This is a genomic window from Kribbella sp. NPDC023972 (assembly GCF_040639075.1).
Taxonomy (GTDB): domain Bacteria; phylum Actinomycetota; class Actinomycetes; order Propionibacteriales; family Kribbellaceae; genus Kribbella.
On the sequence record NZ_JBEZZH010000013.1, the window covers coordinates 173,021 to 196,470 of the forward strand.

Sequence of the window (23,450 nt, forward strand, 5' to 3'; positions counted from 1 at the left end):
GAGCGTGATCGGATCGCCACAAACGCACATTTGTGGTCACCTGGCGTTAGCATGCACTGAGAGCCACGGGTCCGTGACCATCCGAAGGTACGCGCTGCTGGGAGGCGGACCCACTCGACGGGGATTGGTGAACGATGACGGCAGCGAGCACGCACCAGCCTGCGTTCTGGGCCCGCCGCTCCCTGCGGGCAAAGCTGCTGATGACAGTCGCCGTACCGATCATCGCGCTGCTGATCGCGATCGCGGCCATCTTCACCACCCGGCAGATCGGCATCCGTGCGACCGACGACGCCGTACGAGCCATGGAGACGCAACTCGCACTGGACCAGGTCCTTCTGCTGACCGTCGAGGCCGAGTCGGCGACACGTGGCTACCTCGCCACCGGACGCAGCGAGTTCCTCGACCTCCGCGCCCAAGCCATCCGCCGGCTTCGCCCCGCACGCACCGAGCTCGATCTGCTGATCGCGGACCAGGGTGGGCAGGGGGATCGCCTGCGCCGGATGGACAGGGCGGTCGCCAAGGAGATCGCGACACTCCACGCCCTGGACGACGTCCCGGACCGCTCGCCGCAGCGGACCGAGGCACTGCTCGCCAGCAAGAACACGATGGACGAGCTGCGGGCGGTGGTCGCGGAGATCGCCCAGTACGAACAGGCCGAGGAGCAGGACAAGGCGGCCGCCGCGGTGCGGCTCCGCAGCACCGTCACGACGATCGCGCTCGCGGCGGGGGGACTCGGGCTGATCGGCGGCCTGGCCGCGATGGTTGTGCTCTCGACCGGTCTCACCCGCCGCCTGCTGCTCGTGCGCGAGAACGCCCGCCGGCTCGCCGAGTCGCGGCCGCTGCTCCCGATGTCGACCGGCGAGGACGAGCTCAGCGAGCTGGGAACGACGATGACGAGGACCGCGGAGCTGATCGCGGACAAGCAGGCGATGCTCGAGCTCACGCTCAGCACCGGCGGACTGATCCTGTTCGAGTTCCATGCCGACGGCTACGTCCGGACCCGCGGCGACCCACGGCTGATCGCCGACCTTGGGCTCAGCACCGACCGGCCGATGGAGCTCGGGTGGCTACGCAGGAAGCTTCGCCTCGACAGTCCGCCGGACACGCGGGAGGGGCAGCTCGACGATGTCGGCGCATCCCGGGCCGATCTCACCGTGCCGGCCGTCGACGGCCAGGAACGGCGGCTCGCGGTCCGCTGGCGCGAGGTGGCCGGTGACGATCACCAGCCTGCCGGCCTGATCGTCGGTGTGGCCAGCGACGTCACTGATCAACTGCGCGCCCAGCGTGCGATCGAGCTGGCCAGGGACGCGGCAGAGCGGGCCAACCGAGCCAAGGACGAGTTCCTCTCCCGGATGAGCCACGAGCTGCGGACCCCGTTGAACGCGGTCCTCGGGTTCGCCCAGCTCCTGGCCATGGACGGGCTCGACGAGGAGCAGCGCGACAGCGTCGATCACATCCTGCGGGGTGGCCGGCACCTGCTCGCGCTGGTCAACGAGGTGCTCGACCTGGCCCGGGTCGAGTCGGGGTCGTTCGCACTCTCGATCGAGGCGATCGAGCTGTCGACGGTGGTGGTGGAGGCGGTGCGGTTGATGCGACCGATCGCGGTCGACGCCGGCGTCACGGTGGAGATCGACCCCGCCAGTACGACGGAGGTCTACGTCTCGGCCGACCACCAGCGACTGAAGCAGGTGCTGATCAACCTGATCTCGAACGGCATCAAGTACAACCGCCCCGGCGGCACCGTGACGCTCGGGTGGGTGCACGACCAGCCCGGCCAGGTCGCGCTTCAGGTGCGCGACACGGGTCCCGGAATCTCGCCCCGGAAGCTCCAGAACCTGTTCATGCCGTTCGAGCGCCTCGGCGCCGAGCAGACCGTGGTCGAGGGCACCGGGCTCGGGCTGGCCCTCTCCCATCGGCTGGTCCAGGTCATGGGCGGCAGTCTCACCCTCGAGTCGACCGGGCCGGACGGTAGCACGTTCACCGCCCACCTGCTCGAGACTGACCGTCCGGGCAGGCAGGCAATGGCACCGGCGGAGGCGGACCGGGCCGACTCCGTCGGCGAGCCCCTGCCCGATCTGCGCGACGTGACCGTGCTGTGCGTCGAGGACAATCTCGCGAACTTCAGCCTGGTGGAGGAGCTCTTGCGCCGTGCGCAGGCTCCGGCGCCGCTCGGCGCCGTACAGGGCCGGCTCGGGCTCGAGCTGGCCGTCGTCCACCAACCCGATCTCATCCTGCTCGACCGGCATCTGCCGGACATGCCCGGTGAGGAAGTCCTCGACCAGTTGCGTGCCGACCCGCGGACGGCAGGCATCCCGGTGATCGTGATCTCCGCCGATGTGATGCCCGGCCGGGGTTCTGCGCTTCGGGACGCCGGCGCCGTCGCGTTCCTGACCAAACCGATCGACGTCGAGGCCTTCTGGGATGCCCTCAGGACCGCGCTCAGCGTACAGAGAGGAACGGCATGACCACGCATCCGCCAGTACTGCTGGCAGAGGACGATGAGAGTCACGTCCACCTGGTCCGGCGATTTCTCGCCAAGGGCGGGTTGGTGAACCCGATCCACGCGGTGCGTGACGGGGCCGAGGCAGTCGCCTACCTCAACGGCGACGGCCGCTACGCGGACCGCGCCGAGTACTCGCTGCCTGCGGTCGTGATCACCGACCTCCACCTGGCAGACACCGGCGGCCTGGACATCCTGCGCGCCGTGCGGAGTGACCCAGAGCTGATGGACACGCCGGTCGTGGTGATGAGCGGCTCCATCGAGGACAAGGACATCGCCGCCGTGCACCAGCTCGGTGCGTCGGCGTACCTGATCAAGCCGGTCGCGTTCGAGGCACTCCTCGACGTCATCCGCCGGCTCGGCATGCCGTGGGCGCTGCAACGCCGCCCTGACCGCGGACAGCCCGATGAGTGACGAGGATCGGCTGGCCACGGTCGAGGCCGAGCTCGCCGCGCTGCGGCAGCAGGTCGCGCAGCAGGTCACCCGTGACACGCTCACCGGCCTGCCGAACCGGGCGGGGTTGCTCGAACGGCTGACCGAGACACTGGCCGGGACCCGTCGTGGTGTGGCCGGGCCGGCGGTGCTGGTGATCTCGATCGACAACTTCCGCGCGGTCAACGGCAGCCTCGGCCACCAAACCGGCGATCAGGTGCTGATCGAAGTCGGCCGGCGGTTGGAGGAGCTCACCGGGCCGGATGACCTGGTGTCGCGGCTACGAGGCGACGAATTCGCGGTCCTGCTCCGGGCGAGCGACCGGGAGGGCGCGCTGCGGTTCGGGCAGCAGGTCGAGCAGGCGATCCGCCGCCGCTCATCCAACGTGCAGGGCGTGATCTGGCTCTCGGCGAGCATCGGCATCTGCCTGCCGCACGCGGGCGCATCGGCAACGACCTATCTGCGGGACGCCGACACCGCCATGCAGGTCGCGAGGTCGCGCGGTGCCGGCCTGGTCGAGGTGTTCCAACCGGACATGCGCGTCTCGATCGTCGACCGGTTCGAGACGACCGCGGCACTCGCCGATGCACTGGCGACCGGAACGGGCCTGCTGCTGCACTTCCAGCCGGTGCTCGACCTCCACACCGGGACCGTGGTCGGCGCCGAGGCACTGGTGCGCTGGCAGCATCCGACCCGGGGCATGGTGCCGCCCGACCAGTTCGTCGGCGTCGCCGAGGAGAGCGGCCTGATCGCCGATCTTGGCCGCTGGGTGCTCGAAACCGCCGTCCGCCAGCTGGCCGAGTGGGAGAAGCTGACCGGCGACCACCAGTTCCGCGTTCACGTCAATCTGTCCCCGGTCGAGTTCCGGCATCCGGGGCTGGTCGAGGGCGTCATGGACATCGTGGACCGGTACGCCGTGAACCCGGCCGGCCTGCTGCTGGAGATCACCGAGACCGGCCTGATGACGAACGGCCACGAGGCGATCGACCTGTTGCGCAAGTTGCGCGACGCCGGGTTCGGGCTGGGCATCGACGACTTCGGCACCGGCTACTCGTCCATCAGCTACCTGGGCCGGCTCCCTGTCGACACGGTGAAGCTCGACCGGGCTCTGATCGCCGGCATCGCGTCGTCGCCGTACGAGTACGGCCTCGCGCGGGCGATCCTCGAGATGATGGACTCCGCCGGACTGCGAGTTGTGGCCGAAGGCGTCGAAACCGAGGCGCAGGTGGCGCATCTGCGAGCTTTGAGCTGTCGCTATGGCCAGGGCTATCACCTGGCCCGGCCGGCCCTGCCCGAAGTGACCACCGCCTTGCTCACCAGCGGCATGCAGAACCGCTAGCGGCACCTGCGGCCGAGGCTTGATCGAGTACGCCGACCGACCGGGAGTGCCCGAGATCCTGACGATCGTCTACCGCACGATGCCGACCAGGTCAGCGCTGGCCCGCTACTGGCGGGCGACCGAGCCATCAGGTCCGGTCCACCTCACTTGTTCAGCACCTCCGTGATCGGCATCGATGAATCGGCCGGCAGTTCCAACGGCGACGGCGCCTTCCCGGCCCGGACGAGTTCGGAGCCGAGCGCCGCCACCATCGCGCCGTTGTCGGTGCACAACCCGGGCCGCGGCACCCGTACGGCGATGCCGGCCTGAGCGCAACGCTCTTCCGCCATCGCGCGCAGCCGCGAGTTCGCCGCGACACCGCCGCCGATCAGCAGGTGCTCGAAGCCACGGTCCTTGCACGCGTCGATCGCCTTGCGGGTGAGGACGTCGCACACCGCCTCCTGGAAGGCCGCGGCCACGTGGTTCACCGGCACGTCCTCGCCGTCGCGGCGGCGAGCCTCGACCCACCGGGCGACGGCCGTCTTCAGACCGGAGAAGGAGAAGTCGAACCGGTGCCGCTCGAGATCCCGTTGCGACGTCAGCCCGCGCGGGAAGGTGACGTACAGCCGGTCGCCACCGTCACGAGCCGCTTTGTCGATATATGGACCACCCGGGAACGGCAGCCCCAGCACCCGGGCGACCTTGTCGAACGCCTCACCCGCGGCGTCGTCGATGGTGCTGCCCATCGGCTCGACGCCCTCGGTGATGTCCTCGACCGCGAGCAACGACGAGTGCCCGCCGGACACCAGCATCGCGACGCAGCCCTTCGGCAGATCACCGTGCTCCAACGTGTCGACGGCGACATGGGCGGCGAGGTGGTTCACGCCGTACAACGGTTTGCCGAGTGACAGCGCGAGTCCCTTGGCCGCGGCGACACCGACCAGCAGTGCGCCGGCCAGCCCGGGACCGCTGGTGACCGCGACCGCGTCGACGTCGGTCGGCTTGATCCCGGCCGTCTCGCAGGCGCGCCGGATCGTCGGGACCATTGCCTCCAGGTGCGCGCGGCTGGCGACCTCCGGTACGACGCCGCCGAACCGGGCATGCTCCTCGACGCTGGACGCGATCGCGTCGGCGAGCAGCGTCTGCCCGCGGACGATCCCGACGCCGGTCTCGTCACACGATGTCTCGATCCCCAGGATCAGGGGCTCCACCTTCACTCTTCCTCCCGCCACCGCATGATCACCGCATCCTCGCCGCCCGCGTAGTACCCGCGCCGCCGGCTGATCTCCTCGAAACCGAAGGCCCGGTAGAGACCAGTCGCCGACTCGTTGCCTGCAGCAACTTCCAGCAACACCGTCCGGCCGGAGCACTTCGACAGCGCCGCCGTCATCAACTGGCCGCCGATCCCGGTCCGCCGCTCGGCCGGGGTCACCGCGATCCGCAACAACTCGACCACGTCCAACGAGACCGGTGGCACCAACAGTACGACGTACCCGACGACCGCACCTTCGTCCGCGACCAGGATCACCCGGTCCTCGGACAACCGGTCGAACTCGGCCGACCATGAGACCGCACTCCATGCGTCGGACCCGAAGCAGACCTCGTCCAGCGCGACCAGAGCGGGCAAGTCGTCCGCGCTCGCCGATCGAATAACGGGTCTCACTTGAGTTGTCGCGGGGAAACCACGACTGCCCCCTTCGGAGATCGGGGACTGTCGGTCCCGGCTGATTGGATAGTTGGCATGTCCCGGTTCCGAATGTGCCCGACTCCCGCGCAGCAGGCTGCGTTGCTGGAGCTGTGCAGGCATGCCCGGTACGTGTGGAACCTGGCACTTGAGCAGTGGACGATGTGGACCCCTGACAAAGGCCCGACGCCGGGCTTCGCCGAGCAGTGCCGGCAACTGACCCAGGCACGAGCCGCGGTTGGCTGGCTGCGGGCGGGGTCGCAGACCGTCCAGCAACAGGCGCTGCGGGACTTCGCCCAGGCCGTCAAGAACTTCTACGCAGGCACCCACAGGCGCCCGACCTGGCGCAAAGCCGAGCTGCACGAGGGATTCCGCATCGTCGGCTCCCAGGCGACCCGGATCACGAAGCTGAACCGGAAATGGGCCAAGGTCAACGTACCGAAGGTCGGCTGGGTCCGGATCCGGCTGTCCCAACCCCTTCCGGAGGCGAAGTCGTACCGGGTCACCTGTGACCGGGCGGGTCGCTGGCACCTCGCCTTCGCCGTCATCCCGAAGCCGATTCCCGCACCCGGGACCGGTGAGATCGTCGGCGTGGACCGCGGAGTCACCGTCTCGGCGGCCCTGTCCACCGGCGAACTCCTGACCTGTCCGGGCCTGTCGGAACGCGAGCAGGAACGGCTCAAGCACCTGCAACGCCGCTTGCCCCACTGCCGTCGCGGCTCCAGCCGGCGTCGGCGGTTGAAGGCCGCGATCGCCAAGCTGCAGGCCCGCGCCGGCGACCGCCGCAAGGACTGGGTGGAGAAGGTCAGCACCGAGCTTGCCCGACGCTTCGACGTCATCCGGGTCGAAGACCTGCGGATCGCCCAGCTGACCAGGCGACCCAGGCCCAAACCCGACCCCGAACGACCAGGTACGTATCTGCCGAACCGTCGCCGCGCCAAAGCCGGACTGAACCGCGGCATCCTGGCCAACGGCTGGGGACTGCTGATCCAGCGACTGGAGCACAAGGCGCCGGTACGAGTCGAGAAAGTCAATCCCGCGTACACGTCGCAGACCTGTAGCGTCTGCGGGCACCGTGCACCGGGAAACCGCGAGAACCAAGCGGTCTTCCGGTGCGTCGCCTGCGGGCACCAGGCCAACGCAGACGTGAACGCGGCCATCAACATCGCGGCCGGACGGGCCGTCAGCGCACGCCGAGAGACGCCACCACGGGTCTCGCCGAAGCGTGAACCTCAACACGCTACCTCCGCGTAGTAGTTGGAATCCCCGACCTTCACGGGCGGGGAGGACGTCAATTCGGCAACACGCTCTTCGGGCCACCCGACAGGGTCACGTCCGGGCGGCGCAGGTACAGGGGCTCCGGCGCGACTACCTCGAGGGTCCCGGTCGCCACTCCCGTCGCCAGCACCTCAGCCGAGGGGTACTCCACGACGTCAGCTGCCTTCGCACCCAGCACGTCGCCGTACAGCGCGGCACCGCGTCCGATCACTGGCAGCCCGGACAGGACGTGCGCGACCTCGGCCGGCCGATCCACCGCCGGCCCTTCCAGGCGACGACGGCTTCCGTCCGCGGCCGGGCCGTCGTACAGCGCCCAGTAGATCTCCTTGCGCCGTGCGTCAGTCGCGACGGCGACCGGGAGCGCGAGCTCGGTCTGCCGCGCCAGGACGTCCAGGCTGCACACGCCGGCGACCTCGATCCCGAGGACGTCACCCATGGTCCGCGCGGTCACCAGCCCGACCCGTAGCCCGGTGAACGGGCCGGGCCCGACACCGACCGCGATCCGGGTCAGCTGGCGCGGCGTGATCCCGGCGGTCTCCAACGCCGCGGCGATGGCCGGCGCGAGCAACTCGCCGTGCCGCAGTGCGTCGACGGTCGTCGACGACGCCAGGATCTCCCCACTGGCCGGATCCGCCAGCGCGACCGTGACCGCCGCGCTCGAAGTGTCGAAAGCAAGCAACATCAGTGATTCTCCAAAGCAGCCGGGATGCCGGCGGCGGACACGCGGACGCCGGAGGCCGCCCAGCGCGGACCGACCGGCGTGATCCGGATCTCGCGGGTCTCGTCGGTGTCGTCGTCGCCGCGGGTGATCACGATGTCGAGCCGGTCCGGGGCCAGCGACTCGGCCAGCCCGTGACCCCACTCCACCACCGTGACGGCGTCGTCCAGGCTCGCGTCCAGGTCGAGATCGTCCAGCTCGGCGATGCCGCCCAGCCGATACGCGTCGACATGGACCAGCGCCGGACCACCGGCCAGCGACGGATGCACCCGGGAGATCACGAACGTGGGCGACGTGATGTCACCACGGACCTTCAGCCCGGCCCCAAGTCCCTGCGTGAACGTCGTCTTGCCCGCACCCAGATCACCAGACAGCACGAGTACGTCGCCCGCCCGCAACTGCCCGGCGAGCTCCTCACCGATCGCCCGCATGTCCTCGGCCGTCGGCACGGTCAGCTCGACCGGCATCGCCTTCGCATAGATCAGGTTGTGGTCCTGCTGCTCGACGACGGAGTACCCGCGCCGACTCCAGAACTCCACCGTGTCCGGCAACTCCACCCGCGCGATCAGCCGGACCCGGCTCAGGCCACGCCGTACGGCGACCTCCTCGGCGCAACCGACCATCGCCGAGGCGACACCGCGCGCCTGGTGTCGCGGATCCACCGAGACCCGGCGGAGGTTCAGGACGTCACCCGACTCCTCGAACAGCACCGCGCCGGCCGGGGAGCCGTCGATCCGGACCAGCAGGCCACCATGCTTGGTCACCGCGTCGGCGACGGTGGCCGGGTTCTCGGACAGGGCGGTGGACGGCGGGTCGAGCACGCGCCGGGCCGAGAACGCGTGGTGAATCACCGCGACGATCTCGTCCGCGTGCTCGGCGGTCGCGTCCACCACATGGAGGTCGGTCATAGGGCCTCCCGGCCTGGACTTGCCGGCGCCGAAGGCCCGGCCAAAAAGCACAGCAGTCTCATCTGTGTCCCAAGGATTGTTCGGCTCGCTCGATCATGCCGAGGAGCGCGGCCGTGAACTCACGGTGGTGCTCGATCAGGCCCAGGTGCCCACAGTTCTTCACCTCGACCAGCTCCGCCCCGGGCACGTGCCGGGCGATCTCCTCGGCGTGCACGAACGGGGTCAGGTGGTCCTTGTCACCACCGATCACGACGCACTCCACCTTCTGCAGCGGCTCCAGGGCGTCGTACTTGTCGTGCAGCGCGAAGATCGGGTAGAACTCCGCGATCACCGAGATCGGCGTCGCCGCGATCATCTCGTTGACGAACTCGGTGAAGGCCGGCGGCACCTCGGAGCCGAACGAGTACTTCCGGGTCAGCAGGTAGCTGATGTCGGTGCCGGCCTTGCGGCTGCGCTCGACCACGTCCGGGATGCGGGCCAGGGCGGCGACCGTCGGCGTCGCCAGCGCGCGGGCCAGCATGCCGACCTTGCCGGGGAACACGATCGGGACCCGGTCGAGAGCGCCCGCGCTGGTCGAGCACAGGCCGACGCCGATGATCCGGTCACCGAAGAGCTCCGGGTGCTGCTCGGCCATCGCCATGATCGCCATGCCGCCCATCGAGTGGCCGATCAGGATCACCGGGCCGGTCGGCGCGAACTCCTGCACGATCCCGTAGAGGTCGCGGCCGAGCTGGTCGATGCTGACGTTCTCCTTCGGCGACCGGCCGGACCGCCCGTGCGAGCGCTGGTCGTAGAAGACCATCGTGCCGATCCCGGCCAGGTCGCGGCGCTCGAAGTGCCAGCAGTCCATGTTCAGGCCGTAGCCGTGCGCGAAGACCAGGGTGAGGTCCTCGGGTGGGAGCGGAAGCTGTTTGCCGAACCTCCGCTTCGGCGGCGGCGCCGGCCGGCGGGATCGCTTCAGCTCGTCCACTTCGACGTACAGCTCGACGCCGTCGTCGGCGGTGAACACGTGCGGCGTGCCGCGCAGCGAGCCGAACGGCTCGGCTTCGAGCTGCGCGCGCTGACTCGACCGGCGGCCGATCACCTGCCGCTCGACCGCGACCCCGGCCGCCGCTCCCGCGGCCAGCACCCCGACCGCGGCTCCGATCAGACCGGCGGTCCGCCCTGCCTTGGAAACCACGGTCTACCTTTCGCTGTCGACGTACCGGCGGGGGATCCGCACGCCCAGCCGGGTGACGATCTCGTAGTTGATGGTCCCGGCGGCATCGGCCCAGTCGTCCGCGGTCGGCTCGCCGGCGGTCCCGGGACCGAACAGCACCACCTCGTCACCCGCGGCCGCCTGGTCGTCCTCGAGGTTGACCACGCACTGATCCATGCAGATCCGGCCAACGATGGTACGACGTACGCCGCCGGCCTGCACCGGGCCGCCGTTCGACGCGTGCCGGGGCAGGCCGTCGCCGTACCCGAGCGGGATCAGGCCGAGGGTCGACGGCCGCGGCGCGGTCCAGGTCAGGCCGTAGGAGACGCCGATGCCGGCCGGGACGCGTTTCACCATCGCGAGCCGGGCCTTCAGCGTCATCGCCGGAATCAGGCCCAGCTCGGCCGACGGCAGCGCGTGCCCGAACGGCGAGAGCCCGTACGTCGCGACACCGGGCCGGACCAGGTTGAAATGAGTCTCGGGCAGCGCGAGGGTGGCGCCCGAGTTCGCCAGGTGCTTGAACTCGGGGTCGACACCGAACGAGGCCGCCACGTCGAGGGCCTCGGTGAACCTGGCCAGCTGGGCCTCGTTGGCCTCGCTCTTCGGCTCGTCCGACGACGCCAGGTGGGACCAGATGCCCTTGATCTCGATCCGCCCGGTCTTCACCTCCCGGAGCGCGGACCGGATCAGCGCCGGCCACTCCTCCGGTACGGCGCCGCCGCGGCTCATGCCGGTGTCGATCTTGAGGTGGACCCGGGCCGGCCGGTCGGTCACCCCGGCGGCGAGCTCGTCGATCTCCCAGGGCGCGCCGGCGGACAGGTCGATGCCGGCGGTGATCGCGTCCTCGAGCGGCTCGCCGGGGGTGGTCAGCCAGCAGAAGATCGGGCCGGTGTCGCCGGCCTCGCGCAACGCGAGCGCCTCCTCGAGCACGGCCGCGCCGATCCAGTCGGCACCGGCCGCACGGGCGGCCTGGGCGATCGGGATCATGCCGTGGCCGTAGGCGTCGGCCTTGACCACGGTCATCAGCTGCGCACCCTCGGCGCGGGCACGCAGTGTGGTGACGTTGTGGCGGATCGCGGCCAGGTCGACGACCGCTTCGGCGCGGACCGGGCGCTCACTGCCAGGTGACTGGAGGGTAGACATAGCCCCTCCAGTGTCTCAGGCCCCGTCGATCAGGTCGGTCAGGGCAGCCATGTTGTGGAAAACCGCGTCGGCCGATGACAGCTTCGCGGGGTCCGTCATCCCGGCGTACCCGAAGACCTTCATCCCGGCCGCGTTGGCGGCCGCGACGCCGAGCGGGCTGTCCTCGACGACCACGCAGTCGACGGGTTTCACACCCATCGAGCTCGCCGCGTGCAGGAACAGATCGGGTGCGGGCTTGCCGTGGGCAACGTCCTCCGCACTGAAGATCCTGCCCTCGAACCGCTCCCGGAAACCGACCGCGGTCAACGCCGTCCGGATCCTGCGGTGGGTTCCGGACGACGCCAGGCAGTACGTGACTCCTTGGGCGTCCAGGTGGTCGAGCACCGCGTCGACGCCGGCGACCGCCCGCAACTGAGCGAATCCGTCGAACAACCGCTGGTGGTAGCGGTCCTCCAGGTCGGCAGGTAACGGTCCGCCGAGCCGGGCCTCCGCCTTCTGCCGCATCGAGGCCATGCTCCCGCCCATGAAGTCGCTGACGGCTTCGTCGAACGTGTACGGCAGCCCCGCGTCGGTGAGCAGCTCGGCCAGAATCGTGTTGGCCAGCCGCTCGGAGTCCACCAGTACGCCGTCGTTGTCGAAGATCACCAGACCGGTCACGCCTGCACCCTATGCAATACGCGGCCGCCGTGACGTCGGGTGTCACGGCGGCCGCGGAGTTCGCGAGAGCGAGAGGGGTCAGTTCTCCTGGATGGAGAAGTCGGTGAAGTTGAAGCGCTGCTTGGTGTTTCCGGTGGACACGACCTCGACGCCGTAGTCGACCTGCCAGGTCGTGGCCTTCGAGACCCAGCCGCGCTTCACCATGTCGTTGAAGAAGCTGGCCAGCGGCATCGTGCCGGACTTCTGCGTCACCTGGGACACGTACGCCGTGTAGCCGTCCCGGTGCCACACGTCGTACGTGAAGCCGCCGAACGTCACGGTGCCCACCTTCTGTCCGGCCGGGACCTGGCCCTTGTTGTCGGTCCAGATCATCAGCTCGTTGTTCAGGCCGTCACCGATCCACGCGTCGAACGCGACGTTGTAGATGCAGGCGCTGCAGTTGGCCGGCGTGGTCGCGGCGAACTTGGCCGACTGGATCTTCGACAGCGGGACGTCGGCGTAGTCCTTGTGCACGTTCGGGTAGGCCTGGACGCCCTTGTCACCCGGCAGCGGCTGGGTGACGTCGACGTACCAGTTGTCGTAGTTGCAGGCGCCCAGGCTGTAGGTGCCGTTGTGGTTGTTCCACATGTTGTTGTGGACGTAGTACGCGCCGAAGGTCCGGCCCTCGCCCTGGTTGCTGGACGACGTGGTGGTCCAGACCGGGTTGGTGCAGCTCTTCACCGGACTGCTCGTCGACGTCGGGGTCGACGTCGCGGTGGGAGTCGACGTGGGCGTGGTGGTGGTCGGGCTCGACGTCGGGGTCTGTGTCGGGGTGGAAGTCGGAGTGGACGTCGGGGTCGGGCTGCTCGTCGGCGTCGCGGTCGGCGTCGACGTGGCCGTCGGGGTCGGGGTCGTGGGCTGCGGTGAAGCCGCCGCGAAGTCGTAGTGCGCGGTGTAGCGCACCTTCGTGCCGGCGCGGTACTTCTCGCCGTCCTTCTGCAGCGCCCGTAGGCGGTAGGTCTTGTCGGTGGTGAGACTCGGGTCGATCGACAGGATCGCCGGCCCGGCGGAGGTCACCGTGATGGCGGTCGGTTTGACGCCGAAGCCGTGCGCCACGGTGCAACCGGAATACTCGTCCAAGACGCAGCGTTCGACGCGTCCGACGCTCGGGAGGGTCGAAGCCGTGCTGTCCGTGGCGGCGCTGGTCGTGGTCGCAGCGACAGGGGACTCCTTGGCCGCCTGAACGGCGATCGGCGCAGCGACGAGCGCACCGAGGGCAAGGAACACCGCTGGGATGACGACGCGGCTTCGGGCAGTTCGGATGGGGGGCATGGAAAAACTTTCCTCGTCTGCTCGACGGGCCGCGACTGCTTGCCCCAGCACTGCAGCGCGGCCCACAACTGTTCTGTTCAATCCCCAGTGAGGCCAGGACAGCCGGCGTTCCCCGTAGCACCGAATCGGTCCGGGCAGACCGGTCGAAAAGGCTCGCCGGCCGTGTCCTTCACGTTCGCTCTCGCGTGTACGGCGGCTGACGTTATCCAACCGTGATCTGAAAAGCCAACTCGGGGTCTCAATTTCACGCAGCGTGTTCGCTCTCTGAGGCCAGGACGCGCGTGTCGCGATCACCCAGAGCCACGGATCATCCGGTGCAACGTCCGGCGCCGCAGGGGCGTCCGTAGAGCGTGAGGAAACGGATGATCGCCGTTGCCGCTGCCGGCTTGCTGCTGGCCCTGACCGGGTGCGGGAACGAGTCGACTGCGGGCGGATCACTGAAGGGCAAGTCGTACCTGTCCACGGCGGTGACAGAGGACGGGAAGCCGAAGCAACTCGTCCCCAACAGCCGCGTCCGGTTGCAGTTCACCGACGACGGCCGGCTGATCGCGGACGCCGGCTGTAACTCGATACAGTCACCGGTGGACACCGGCGACGGCAAGCTGTCGCTGGACGACCAGCTCGCGGTCACCGCGATGGGCTGCGACCAGCCGCGGCACGCACAGGACGGCTGGCTGACGAAGATCCTGCTGTCCGAGCCGGCCTGGAAGCTGGCGGGCGACCGGCTCAGCATCACCTCCGGCGGTACGACGATCTCGCTGACCGATCGCCGGACCGTCGAACCCGACCTCGCCCTCGCCGGCACCAAGTGGTCCCTTGATACGGTGATCAGCGGCGAGTCCGCCACGCACCAGGCCGGCTCGGAGCAGGCCTGGATCACGCTGAACGGCGAACGCGTCACCGGGTCCACCGGCTGCAACGAGCTCCAGGGCACGGTGGCTCGGGCGGCCGGCACGCTCACCTTCGGCGAGATCGCCACCACCCGCCGGGCCTGCCCCGGCGACGCGGGCAAGCTCGAGCAGTCGCTCCTGAACGGCCTCAAGGGCGACGTCAGCTACGAGATCGACGCCAACCGCCTGAACCTGCGCGCCGGCGAAAACGGCCTCGACTTCATCGCCACCCGCTGAGCTTCCGGAAACACCCGCGGAGCTTTCCAGAGACCTCACCCCAGCCGGATGTCGAAGGCCTGCACCTTGTTGTCCGAGGTCTCGTAGGAGACCAGCAGGCGGCCGTCGGCGGCCAGCTTGGCGCGTTGGGCAGGGGTAAGCGGGATCGACCAGCGTTGGGTGCCGCGAGTGATCTGTTGGCTGGACTGTTTGACGACATGACCGCTCATGTCCGGCGACCACGGTGGGGTGGCGCCGTCGGTGACTGCGCACGGGGTCAGGCCGTAGTCGGGTGGCGGGTCGGCCGCCGGTGAGCAGCTCGTCGTCCAGACCGGGATGGCGTCGATCGCGCCGGTGGTCAGGAAGGCCCGTGCGGTACCGGCGCCTGCGGAGCGCGTATACACTTCGACGGTCGATCGGCCGAGAGCGGCGTACAGGATGCTCAGGTCGGTCGTCGGGGTGCGGCCGGAGATCGGTACGCCGTTACGCGCGGACTGGGCGATCGTCTGTGGTGAGAGTGCACCGTTGAGGTTCGGGTTGGAGACGTTCGGCGGTGCCGGTGTGGTCGGGCGGTCCGCGGGCGGGGTGTAGCCCGGCAGTGTCGCCAGGCCCCAGCGGTACGGATCCGACTGCACTGAGCCGAGTGCGGACCAGCCGAGTCGCGTGCTCTGGTCGATGTGCCGCAGAGTCGTCGTACCAGGCGCCGACGTGTCGTCGTTGTCGTACGGCGTGATGTTCAAGCCGAGCCTGGCCGGGTCAACGGCCGCGGGCAGCGTGGCGAGCGGGATCTTCACCTCGAGGTCGTAGCCACCACCGGCGTACGCATGCGGCACCGTCGTCTCGTTGCTGCCCACCCACCGAGCCGTCGAGGCGACCTGCACACCGGGTGCGTTGCCGGTGTCGAGCTCACCGCTCGAGTAGCCCTGGTGGTTGTCCGCGTCCCTCGACCAGCAAGGCCCTCCGCTCTGACTGAACGGGAAGATGCCGAGCTTGAACGTGTTGGCCGTGTCCATCAGCGCCTGCGACGCGGTCCCACGCGGATCGAGCAGGATCTCGACGGAGTCGGCCTGCCAGTGGCCGACACACTCGGCCGGCGTGACGGCGTACGACTGGTAGTCGTCGCGCACGTGGATGAAGAAGTACAGCGCGTCGTCCGACCAGCTCACCTTCGCCGTATTGCCTTCACCCGTTGACGAAACGCCACAGTCGTCCACACCGGTGCAGTTGCTCGCGCCCTGCCAGATCCGGCCGAGGTCGAGGGTCGGGCCCGGGTACTCGCCCGGCTCCGCCTTGCCGTCGACGACCGGTTGGGCCTGCGGGATCGTTGTCGCCGGCACCAAAGTCAGGGTCAGCGTCTCGCTCCCGCTCGCGGTTCGGATCGGGATGGAGAAGTTCTGGGTCGCGGGCAGGGAGGTGTTTGTGTTGGTCAGCTTGAAGGTGACTGTGGTCTCAGCACCGGGTGGAAGCTCGTAGGGCTTGGACGCCGCGTCCACCGTGAAGTTCGGGGGCAGCTCGAGCGACACGGCGCCACTCTGTGGCTGCGCCGACCAGTTGTGGACGGCGACGGGTACGTCGATCGTGCTGCCGACCGCCATCGACTGGATCGCCTGGGACCGGCCGAGACGGCTGGCCTGCGGCGCGGTCGTCTCCAGCCATTCGTCGTACTCCTGCCAGTTGCCCCAACGCTGGAACCTACCCTCGGCGGCCGACACGATCCGTACGACGTTGTCGGTGTAGCCGGACGCTTTCGCGGTGGTGTAGACGGCCGAGATCTTGGCGTTCCGGTCCACCGGCGCGGTCGCCGATGGTGTGACGGTGAAGGTGACGTCCACTGCGGCCCGTGCGGGGACCGGCTTCGGGCCGTCGACGGCCCAGCCGGGCGGGACGGTCAGCTTGATATGGCCGGGGGCAAGTTTTCCACCCGGCGCCTTCAGGTGCACGGTCGCTTGGAAGGGTTCGCCGGCCACGTTGTAGAAGCGGCTGAACGTCAAGTACTGCAGCGTTCCCAGCGGCAGACCACCGGGATCGGGCTTCGTCGCACCGAAGAGGATCGCTTCGTCCAGCCCGGCCTGTGGGCTGGTGTTCGGCTGGAACGGTACGAACGACTGCGTCATCGCGAACCGCGGGCACGCCGGGACCGACGTTCCCTTGAACATGACCCGGCTCTGCGTCGGGTACGCCGCCCGGCCCTCGTCCGCGACCTGCTGCCAGATCTTCGCCGAACCGGCCGGCCGGCCTTGCAGGTTCCCCGCCGGCCACTTGTACGGCGACTCGTACCCGGTCCAGACGCCCGCGACCGTGTCCAGCCCGCTGGGCGTGAAGCCGGTGGTGCAGTTCGGGGCGGACGTCGTACCGCCGCTGCCCGCCGTACTGCCGCCGGAGAAGACCTTCTTCACCTGCCAGGTGCTGAGTGCGTGCGGCCCTTCTAGCTGCTCGGGGAACCTGGTCGGGTCGGCGGCCGCGAGCACGCCCTCCCAGATCAGCCGGCCCGCCTGCTGATGGTTGCCGTGCCCGGCCGCGAGGGTCGGTGTGAACCCGATGTAGATCTCCGGCTGCGTCTCCCGGATCACCCGGGTGACCCGGCGCAGTGTCTCCTCCTCGTCCCAGAAGTACTGCGTCAGCGGTGCGCTCTGGTTGTAGAAGAAGTCGATCCGGTCCAGGTTGAAGATGTCGACGGTGCCAGAGCGGTAGTGCGCCACCCGGTCTTCGTTCTCCCGCCGCAGTCCCAGGTCCGGGCCCAGTTCGGTCCCGACGGCGTTCCCGCCACCTTCACCTCGCGTCACCATGATCACGCCGCACTTCACGCCGTACCGCTGATGCCACACCCCGCACGGCCCGATGATGCTCGTGTCATCGTCCGGATGGGCCCACTCCCCCATCACATGGATCTTCGTCGCCGGATCAGCCACATACGGCTCGGCGGCAGCTTGAGCAGGGATTGGCAACGCAGCAAGGACCACGAGTACGACGAAGACCACGAATCGCTTCACGTGCACACTCCCAGGGCGGCGGGGGCACCAGCAACCTCAGTCCTATCCAGCGCTCACCCGACTCGCAACCGCAGGGGGCGTGTTATCCGAGCAAAAGCTGGCGGGTTGCCGCCGGAAGGGCGGCGGCGACGGAGAGGGCAGTCATGGGGCCGGAGGCGGAGGCCAGGTTGGCGGCTGCGGCGTGGAGGTAGGCGCCGACGCTGGCCGCGTCCAGGGCAGTGAGGCCTGCTGCCAGGAGAGAGCCACACAGGCCGGCCAGTACGTCGCCTGCGCCGGCGGTGGCCAGCCAGGGCGTCGCGTTGGTGTTGACGCGGACACGACCGTCGGGGGCGGCGATGACGGTGGTGGAGCCCTTCAGCAGGACCGTGGCGTCGAAGCGTTCGGCGGCCAGACAGGCGTACCTCAGTCGCTCGGCCTCGACCGTGGAGCGGTCGACACCGAGCAGACGGGCCAGCTCACCCGCGTGCGGTGTCGCCAGTACGCCGGTGTGGTCGCCCGAGTCCTCCAGCGCCCGGAGGCCGTCCGCATCGAGGACGATCGGCTCCTCGGCATCGAGCAGGTCGCGTACCCGGCGGACATCCCAGTCGTCGCCGAGCCCGGAGCCGACGGCCCAGGCCTGCACGCGTCCCTCGCCGGCAACGATCTCCGGGTGGGCCGAGCGGACTTCGGCCGCCACCGCGTCCGGACCGACGTACCGCACCATGCCGAGCGGACCGCCGAGCGCACCAGCGGTGGCGATGACCGCGGCTCCCGGGTACTGCGCTGAGCCGGCCATCAGTCCGAGTACGCCGCGGGAGTACTTGTCGGACTCGCCATGCGGAACTGGGTACAAGTCGCGTACGTCGGATGCCTGCAACGACTCGACCGGGGCGGGTGGGAGGTCGAGTCCGATGTCGACCAGGTGGACCGGGCCGCACGCGGTGGCGGCGGGGTCGATGAAGTGGCAGATCTTGTGGGTGCCGAAGGTGACGGTGAAGGCGGCGCGAACGTGCGGCTCGGGGGTCTCGCCGGTGTCGACGTCGACGCCGGACGGCGTGTCGACGGCGACGATCGGGATGCCTTTCTGAGTCGCCAGCTCGACGGCGGCGAGCGCGTCCTCGCGGAGACCAGGGCGGCCACCGATGCCGACGATGCCGTCCACGACCACGTCGGCGTCGGCGATGTCCTCGGCCGCCCCCACGCGTCCACCGACGGCGAGCAGAGCCTCGAGTCCGGCGGCGTGCGCTTTGTCCGACAGCGGTACGGCGGTCACCCGCGCACCGCGCCGGGCCAGCCGGACCCCGGCGTACAGGGCGTCGCCGCCGTTGTCGCCGGAGCCGACCAGCAGGACGACGCGAGCGCCGTACGTGTGACCAAGGAAGTTGCTGATGGCAACCGCGAGGCCGGTCGCGGCGCGTTGCATCAGGGTGCCCTCGGGCAGGCGCGCCATCAGGTCGGCCTCGGCCGCCCGGACCTGCTCGACGGTGTGTGCGCGACGCATCAGCCCTCCAGGATGACGACGGCGGAGGCGATCCCGGCGTCGTGGCTCAGGGACAGGTGGAGGTTCTGGACGCCGAGGCGTCCGGCCTGGTCGGCGACCGTACCGGTGATCTCCAGCCAGGGGCGGCCGGTCTCGTCGGTCTGCACCTCGGCGTCGTGCCAGTGCATCCCGGCCGGCGCGCCGAGCGCCTTGGCCAGCGCTTCCTTGGCGGCAAAGCGGGCCGCCAGCGAGGCCGGGGGTTTGGCCGCCTCGGACGGTGTGAAGACGCGGTCCCGCAGACCGGGCGTGCGCTCGAGAGTCTTCATGAACCGCTCCACGTCGACCACATCAATACCCACGCCGACGATCATGCTCCTCACCCTAACTGGCCCCCCGCAAGCACCAGGACGAACACGCGCCACAGGGATTCAGACGACCCGCGCTCCCCACCCCACCTGCCCGCTTGGAGGGTCCGCGAGGAGCACGCGCGGCGGAGATTCAGGAGGGCGGCTCCGCGGTGGATTGACGGACGCGCATGTCGACGGCGAGGTCCATCCGGAGTGCCGACGGCGTGACGCCGCGGGCCAGGTCGAGGACCATCCGGGCGGCCAGCTCGGCCATCTGGCGCAGCGGCTGGTGGACGGTGGTCAGCGTCGGCGAGACCCATTGCGCGACCGGCAGGTCGTCGTACCCGACCACTGACAGATCGCGCGGGATCTCCAGCCCGAGCTCACGCGCCGCCTGGTACACCCCCATCGCCTGCAGGTCGCTGCCCGCGAAGATCGCCGTCGGCCGCTCCGGCAGGCTGAGTAGCCTCAGCGCCTCCCGATGCCCGCTGCTCACCTCGAACTCCGCCGCCCGGATCAACGACGGGTCGATCTCGACCCCGGTCGACCGCAGCGCGTCGGTGTACCCGTCGACGCGCTGACGCGAGCACAGCGTCTCCACCGGACCGCCGATCATCCCGATCCGGGTGTGCCCGAGCTTGCGCAGATGCAGGGTCGCCATCCGGCCGCCGTTCCAGTTGGCCGAGCCGATGGACGGTACGTCGTCGCCCTCGTCGCCGACCGGGTCGACCACCACGAACGGGATCCGCCGCGCCTCCAACTGCGCCCGCTGGTCGGCGTCCAGGTCGGAGAACACCATGATCACGCCGAGCGGACGGCGAAGCAGGACCGACTCGATCCACTCCTGCCGCGGCCGCCGGGCACCCCCGCACTCGGACAGCACCAGCTCGACACCCTCGGCGCGGACCACTTCCTCGACACCGCGGATCAGCTCGACCGCCCACGCCCCGCCGATCTCGTGGAACACCAGGTCGATCATCGGGCTGCTCGCCGTACTGGTGGCGCGGCGCCGGTAGCCGTGCTCCTGGATGATGCTTTCGACCTTCGCCCGGGTCTCCTCGGCGACGTCGGCGCGCCCGTTCAGCACCTTGGACACGGTGGGCACGGACACCCCCGCCTGCTCCGCAATTTTCGAGATGGTCATCCGCTGACCCACGACGTACCTCCACCAGGCTCGAGGCTGTGCAAGCAGCACAATACAAGCTAACCTCCTCGCAGGTATCGTTACTAACTTCGAAACTTTCGAGGAGCTCGATGGGTGCCTGGCGCGACACCACCGCGGATCCGGACGACCGGGTCGGGGCCTTGCTCGCCGAGCTGACCCTGCGGGAGAAGGTCTCCCAACTGGCCGGCCTCTGGGTCGGCGCGGGTGACAGCGGCGAGGACGTCGCGCCGTACCAGCACGACATGAGCAGCGACCCGCCGGTCTGGGCCGAGGTGATCCAGGACGGCCTCGGCCAGCTCACCCGCCCGTTCGGGACCCGGCCGGTCGATCCCACCACCGGCGCCCGGTCCCTGGCGTCGGCGCAGCGGCAGATCATGGCCGCCAACCGGTTCGGCATCCCGGCCGTCGCGCACGACGAGTGCCTCACCGGCTTCGCGGCATACGGCGCCACCATCTACCCGACCCCGCTGGCCTGGGGCGCCACCTTCGATCCGGGGCTGGTCCAGCAGATGGCGGAGCGGATCGGCGGCGACATGCGATCGGCCGGTACGCACCTCGGGCTCGCTCCGGTCCTCGACGTCACCCGCGACTACCGCTGGGGCCGGACCGAGGAGACGATCGGCGAGGATCCGTACCTGGTCGGCACGATCGGTACGGCGTACGTCCGCGGACTCCAGGACGGCGGCGTCCACGCCACCCTGAAGCACTTCGCCGGGTACTCCGCCTCCCGCGCCGGCCGTAACCTCGCGCCGGTGTCGATGGGCCGGCAGGAGCTCACCGACGTGATCCTCCCGCCGTTCGAGATGGCGGTCGTCGAGGGCGGCGCTCGTACGGTGATGAACTCGTACGCCGAGATCGACGGCGTACCGGTCGCCGCCGACCGGGAGTTGCTGACCACGCTGCTGCGGGACCAGTGGGGCTTCGACGGCACGGTTGTCGCGGACTACTTCGCCATCGCGTTCCTGCGCACTCTGCACCAGGTCGCGGGCACTGACGGCGAGGCGGCCGCGCTGGCGCTGAGGGCCGGCATCGACGTTGAGCTGCCGACCGTGCACACCTACGCCGACGCCCTCATCGCCGAGGTCGAGGAGGGCCGGCTCGACATCTCGTACGTCGATCAGGCCGTGCGCCGGGTGTTGCGGCAGAAGTGCGATCTCGGGCTGCTCGACCCTGAGCTCCAACTGGAGCCGACCGGCCCGATCGGGCTCGACAGTCCCGCCAACCGGGAGATCGCGGCGAAGCTGGCCGAGGAGTCGATCGTGCTGGTCGCGAACGACGGCGTACTGCCTGTTGCCCCGGGCAAGAAGGTGGCGCTGGTCGGCCCACGGGGCATGGACCCGCACGCAATGCTCGGCTGCTACACCTTCCCGATCCACATCGCGCCCCGCTACCCCGGCACCGACGACGGCGTACCGATCCTCACCCTGGCCGAGGCGCTGGTTGCTCAGGGCATCGATCTGAAGACCGCCGAGGGATGCGGTGTCGACGACGACTCCGACGACGGTTTCCAGGAGGCTGTCACGGCGGCCTCCGAAGCCGACGTCGCGATCGTCGCCCTCGGCGACCGGGCCGGCCTGTTCGGCCGCGGCACCTCCGGCGAAGGCTGCGACGTCGAGACCCTCACGTTGCCTGGCCGCCAAGCGGATCTGCTCGCCGCGGTCCTCGACACCGGTACGCCGGTGGTCCTCGTACTGCTGTCCGGTCGCCCGTACGCCCTCGGCCGATTCGCGGAGCGTACGGCCGCGATCGTGCAAGCATTCTTCCCCGGCCAGGAGGGTGGACCGGCGCTGGCGCGCGTCCTCACCGGCGCCGTCAACCCGTCCGGCCGGCTCCCGGTCAGCCTCCCGCGGAGCGAAGGCGGGCAGCCGGGGACCTACCTGCACCAACCGCTCGGCGGACTCAACAAGGTCTCATCGGTCGACCCGACCCCACTCTTTCCGTTCGGCCACGGCACGTCGTACACGACCTTCGAATGGACCGACGCAGCCGCGGACCGCGACACCATGCCCACCGACGGGACCGTCAACCTCCAGGTGACCGTTCACAACACCGGCACCACCGACGGCACCGAGATCATCCAGCTCTACCTGGGCGACCCAGTCGCCCGCGTGACCCGCCCAGTCACCCGCCTGATCGGCTACCACCGCGTCAACATCCCCGCCGGCGAATCCCGCACCATCACCTTCACCGTCCACGCCGACCTCACCTCCTTCGCCGACCGCGACGGCACCCGCATAGTCGAGCCAGGCCTGATCAACCTCCGCCTGGCAAAATCCAGCACCAACATCCAATCCACCCACCCCCTGACCCTCACCGGCCAAGTCCGCCAGGTAGACCACACCCGAACCCTCCACTGCACCTCGCAACTCCAGCCCTAACCAGCTACCGGGGTGCGGGAGTACTTGCGTGCCGGGGTGCCGGGTTCTGTGGGTGGCTGAGGCGCGGGGTTTGTTTTTGGGTTAGGCGTGGGTGTGGTTCCGCGGGCTCCGCTGCGTGATGGTGCTAGTCGGTGCGGTGTGCGTCAAGGGCGCCTTCGGAGTCCCTGCGGGATCTTCGACCCTTGACACACACCACACCGACCAGGGAAGGACGCAGCTACGCGGATCCCGCGGGAGGTTTAGCCCGAGTGGGCTGGATGACTTCTTGCGAACCTGGTTGCCGGGTGACCGTGGACCCGGCGGGGTGTGGTGGGGTCGAGGCGGGGCCGTGATGCATCGAGTCGCGGATTTTGGTCCGGGACACGGCGATTCTTCGACCACGATTGACGACTCGGGCGATCGAACCCAGGTTGGAACCCGGAAATCCCGCCATACGGACGAGAACGGCCACATGCCGAAACCAGCCCCTCAGATCGAGGGCCACTAGCGGGTTATGTCACCGATGGCCTGCTACAACCCGCCATCGGTGACACAAGCCGCCAGCTACCCCCAAACCAACCGCGACCCTTTGCCCCCACCCCAAACCAAACGAGATCCACCGAAGCCCCACCCGAACCATCCGCATCCGCATCCACATCTGGACGCGACCACCCCCACTCCCGACCCCACACCGCATCCACCCCCAACTGCGACCACTCGGGTGAGCAGCTCCGGGATAGCTGCGCCCTCCTGGTCGTGGCGGTGTGGGTCAAGGGTCGAAGATCCCGCAGGGACGCCGAAGGCGTCCTTGACGCACACCGCCACCCACAGCACCCTCACCCAGCCCCGAGCCGCGACACCCCACCCGCCCGTCCCCCG

18 protein-coding genes are annotated in these 23,450 nt (G+C 69.4%); 6 read left to right on the top strand and 12 right to left on the bottom strand.

The genetic code is table 11. The annotated features are described in order from the left end of the window. Positions 1-134: 134 nt before the first annotated feature. From AB0F43_RS35155 to AB0F43_RS35165, 3 genes are read left to right on the top strand one after another with little or no spacing between them, the layout of a single operon-like run. Entirely contained in the window at positions 135-2,465 is a 2,331-nt protein-coding gene (locus AB0F43_RS35155; protein WP_360487142.1) for an ATP-binding protein, read from the top strand. Next, entirely contained in the window at positions 2,462-2,914 is a 453-nt protein-coding gene (locus AB0F43_RS35160; protein ID WP_360487145.1) for a response regulator, read from the top strand. Before AB0F43_RS35155 ends, AB0F43_RS35160 begins: the two co-directional genes overlap by 4 nt. Then, on the top strand, positions 2,907-4,271 hold the full coding sequence (locus AB0F43_RS35165; protein ID WP_360487148.1) for a bifunctional diguanylate cyclase/phosphodiesterase: 1,365 nt from the start codon (positions 2,907-2,909) through the stop codon (positions 4,269-4,271). Before AB0F43_RS35160 ends, AB0F43_RS35165 begins: the two co-directional genes overlap by 8 nt. A 143-nt stretch (positions 4,272-4,414) precedes the next feature. Here the strand turns inward: AB0F43_RS35165 and tsaD are convergent, their stop codons facing one another. Together tsaD and AB0F43_RS35175 are read right to left on the bottom strand one after the other, a co-directional pair. Further along, positions 4,415-5,467 (bottom strand): tRNA (adenosine(37)-N6)-threonylcarbamoyltransferase complex transferase subunit TsaD, encoded by a 1,053-nt coding sequence (tsaD, locus tag AB0F43_RS35170; protein WP_360487151.1) that lies wholly within the window; start codon positions 5,465-5,467, stop codon positions 4,415-4,417. After that, positions 5,464-5,913 (bottom strand): GNAT family N-acetyltransferase, encoded by a 450-nt coding sequence (locus AB0F43_RS35175; RefSeq protein WP_360487154.1) that lies wholly within the window; start codon positions 5,911-5,913, stop codon positions 5,464-5,466. The genes tsaD and AB0F43_RS35175 overlap by 4 nt, the downstream gene beginning before the upstream one ends. Before the next feature lie 78 nt (positions 5,914-5,991). On the opposite strand from AB0F43_RS35175, the gene AB0F43_RS35180 reads away from it, so the two are divergent. Then, complete coding sequence (locus AB0F43_RS35180) at positions 5,992-7,188, top strand: transposase (RefSeq protein ID WP_360487157.1); 1,197 nt, start codon at positions 5,992-5,994, stop codon at positions 7,186-7,188. Positions 7,189-7,225: 37 nt separating this feature from the next. Here AB0F43_RS35180 and tsaB read toward each other — a convergent pair whose 3' ends face one another. The 6 genes from tsaB to AB0F43_RS35210 all read right to left on the bottom strand — a co-directional run bounded on the left by tsaB (position 7,226) and on the right by AB0F43_RS35210 (position 13,147). Continuing rightward, positions 7,226-7,894 (bottom strand): tRNA (adenosine(37)-N6)-threonylcarbamoyltransferase complex dimerization subunit type 1 TsaB, encoded by a 669-nt coding sequence (tsaB, locus tag AB0F43_RS35185; protein WP_360487160.1) that lies wholly within the window; start codon positions 7,892-7,894, stop codon positions 7,226-7,228. Then, the gene (gene tsaE, locus AB0F43_RS35190) at positions 7,894-8,838 is read right to left on the bottom strand and encodes a tRNA (adenosine(37)-N6)-threonylcarbamoyltransferase complex ATPase subunit type 1 TsaE (RefSeq protein ID WP_360487163.1); all 945 of its coding nucleotides are present in this window, start codon (positions 8,836-8,838) and stop codon (positions 7,894-7,896) included. The genes tsaB and tsaE overlap by 1 nt, the downstream gene beginning before the upstream one ends. A 58-nt stretch (positions 8,839-8,896) precedes the next feature. Further along, a complete protein-coding gene (locus tag AB0F43_RS35195) occupies positions 8,897-10,018 on the bottom strand; it encodes an alpha/beta hydrolase (RefSeq protein ID WP_360487166.1) in 1,122 nt (373 codons plus the stop codon). 3 nt (positions 10,019-10,021) lie between these two features. Then, entirely contained in the window at positions 10,022-11,179 is a 1,158-nt protein-coding gene (alr, locus tag AB0F43_RS35200) for an alanine racemase (RefSeq protein WP_360487169.1), read from the bottom strand. Positions 11,180-11,194: 15 nt separating this feature from the next. Then, on the bottom strand, positions 11,195-11,836 hold the full coding sequence (locus AB0F43_RS35205) for an HAD family phosphatase (protein WP_360487172.1): 642 nt from the start codon (positions 11,834-11,836) through the stop codon (positions 11,195-11,197). A 78-nt stretch (positions 11,837-11,914) separates the two neighbouring features. Next, complete coding sequence (locus AB0F43_RS35210) at positions 11,915-13,147, bottom strand: hypothetical protein (protein WP_360487175.1); 1,233 nt, start codon at positions 13,145-13,147, stop codon at positions 11,915-11,917. 362 nt (positions 13,148-13,509) lie between these two features. On the opposite strand from AB0F43_RS35210, the gene AB0F43_RS35215 reads away from it, so the two are divergent. Continuing rightward, positions 13,510-14,274, top strand: coding sequence for an META domain-containing protein (locus tag AB0F43_RS35215; RefSeq protein ID WP_360487178.1), 765 nt, complete (start codon positions 13,510-13,512; stop codon positions 14,272-14,274). A gap of 35 nt (positions 14,275-14,309) precedes the next feature. Here the strand turns inward: AB0F43_RS35215 and AB0F43_RS35220 are convergent, their stop codons facing one another. The 4 genes from AB0F43_RS35220 to AB0F43_RS35235 form a co-directional block, all read right to left on the bottom strand. Next, positions 14,310-17,243, bottom strand: coding sequence for a PIG-L family deacetylase (locus AB0F43_RS35220; RefSeq protein WP_360487181.1), 2,934 nt, complete (start codon positions 17,241-17,243; stop codon positions 14,310-14,312). Between the two features lie 82 nt (positions 17,244-17,325). Further along, complete coding sequence (locus AB0F43_RS35225; protein WP_360487184.1) at positions 17,326-18,723, bottom strand: NAD(P)H-hydrate dehydratase; 1,398 nt, start codon at positions 18,721-18,723, stop codon at positions 17,326-17,328. Then, positions 18,723-19,073, bottom strand: coding sequence for a holo-ACP synthase (locus AB0F43_RS35230; protein WP_360487187.1), 351 nt, complete (start codon positions 19,071-19,073; stop codon positions 18,723-18,725). The genes AB0F43_RS35225 and AB0F43_RS35230 overlap by 1 nt, the downstream gene beginning before the upstream one ends. A 127-nt stretch (positions 19,074-19,200) precedes the next feature. Further along, complete coding sequence (locus AB0F43_RS35235; protein ID WP_360487190.1) at positions 19,201-20,193, bottom strand: LacI family DNA-binding transcriptional regulator; 993 nt, start codon at positions 20,191-20,193, stop codon at positions 19,201-19,203. Between the two features lie 110 nt (positions 20,194-20,303). Between AB0F43_RS35235 and AB0F43_RS35240 the strand changes: the two genes are divergently transcribed. Next, positions 20,304-22,592 (top strand): glycoside hydrolase family 3 N-terminal domain-containing protein, encoded by a 2,289-nt coding sequence (locus AB0F43_RS35240; RefSeq protein ID WP_360487193.1) that lies wholly within the window; start codon positions 20,304-20,306, stop codon positions 22,590-22,592. Positions 22,593-23,450: the final 858 nt, after the last annotated feature.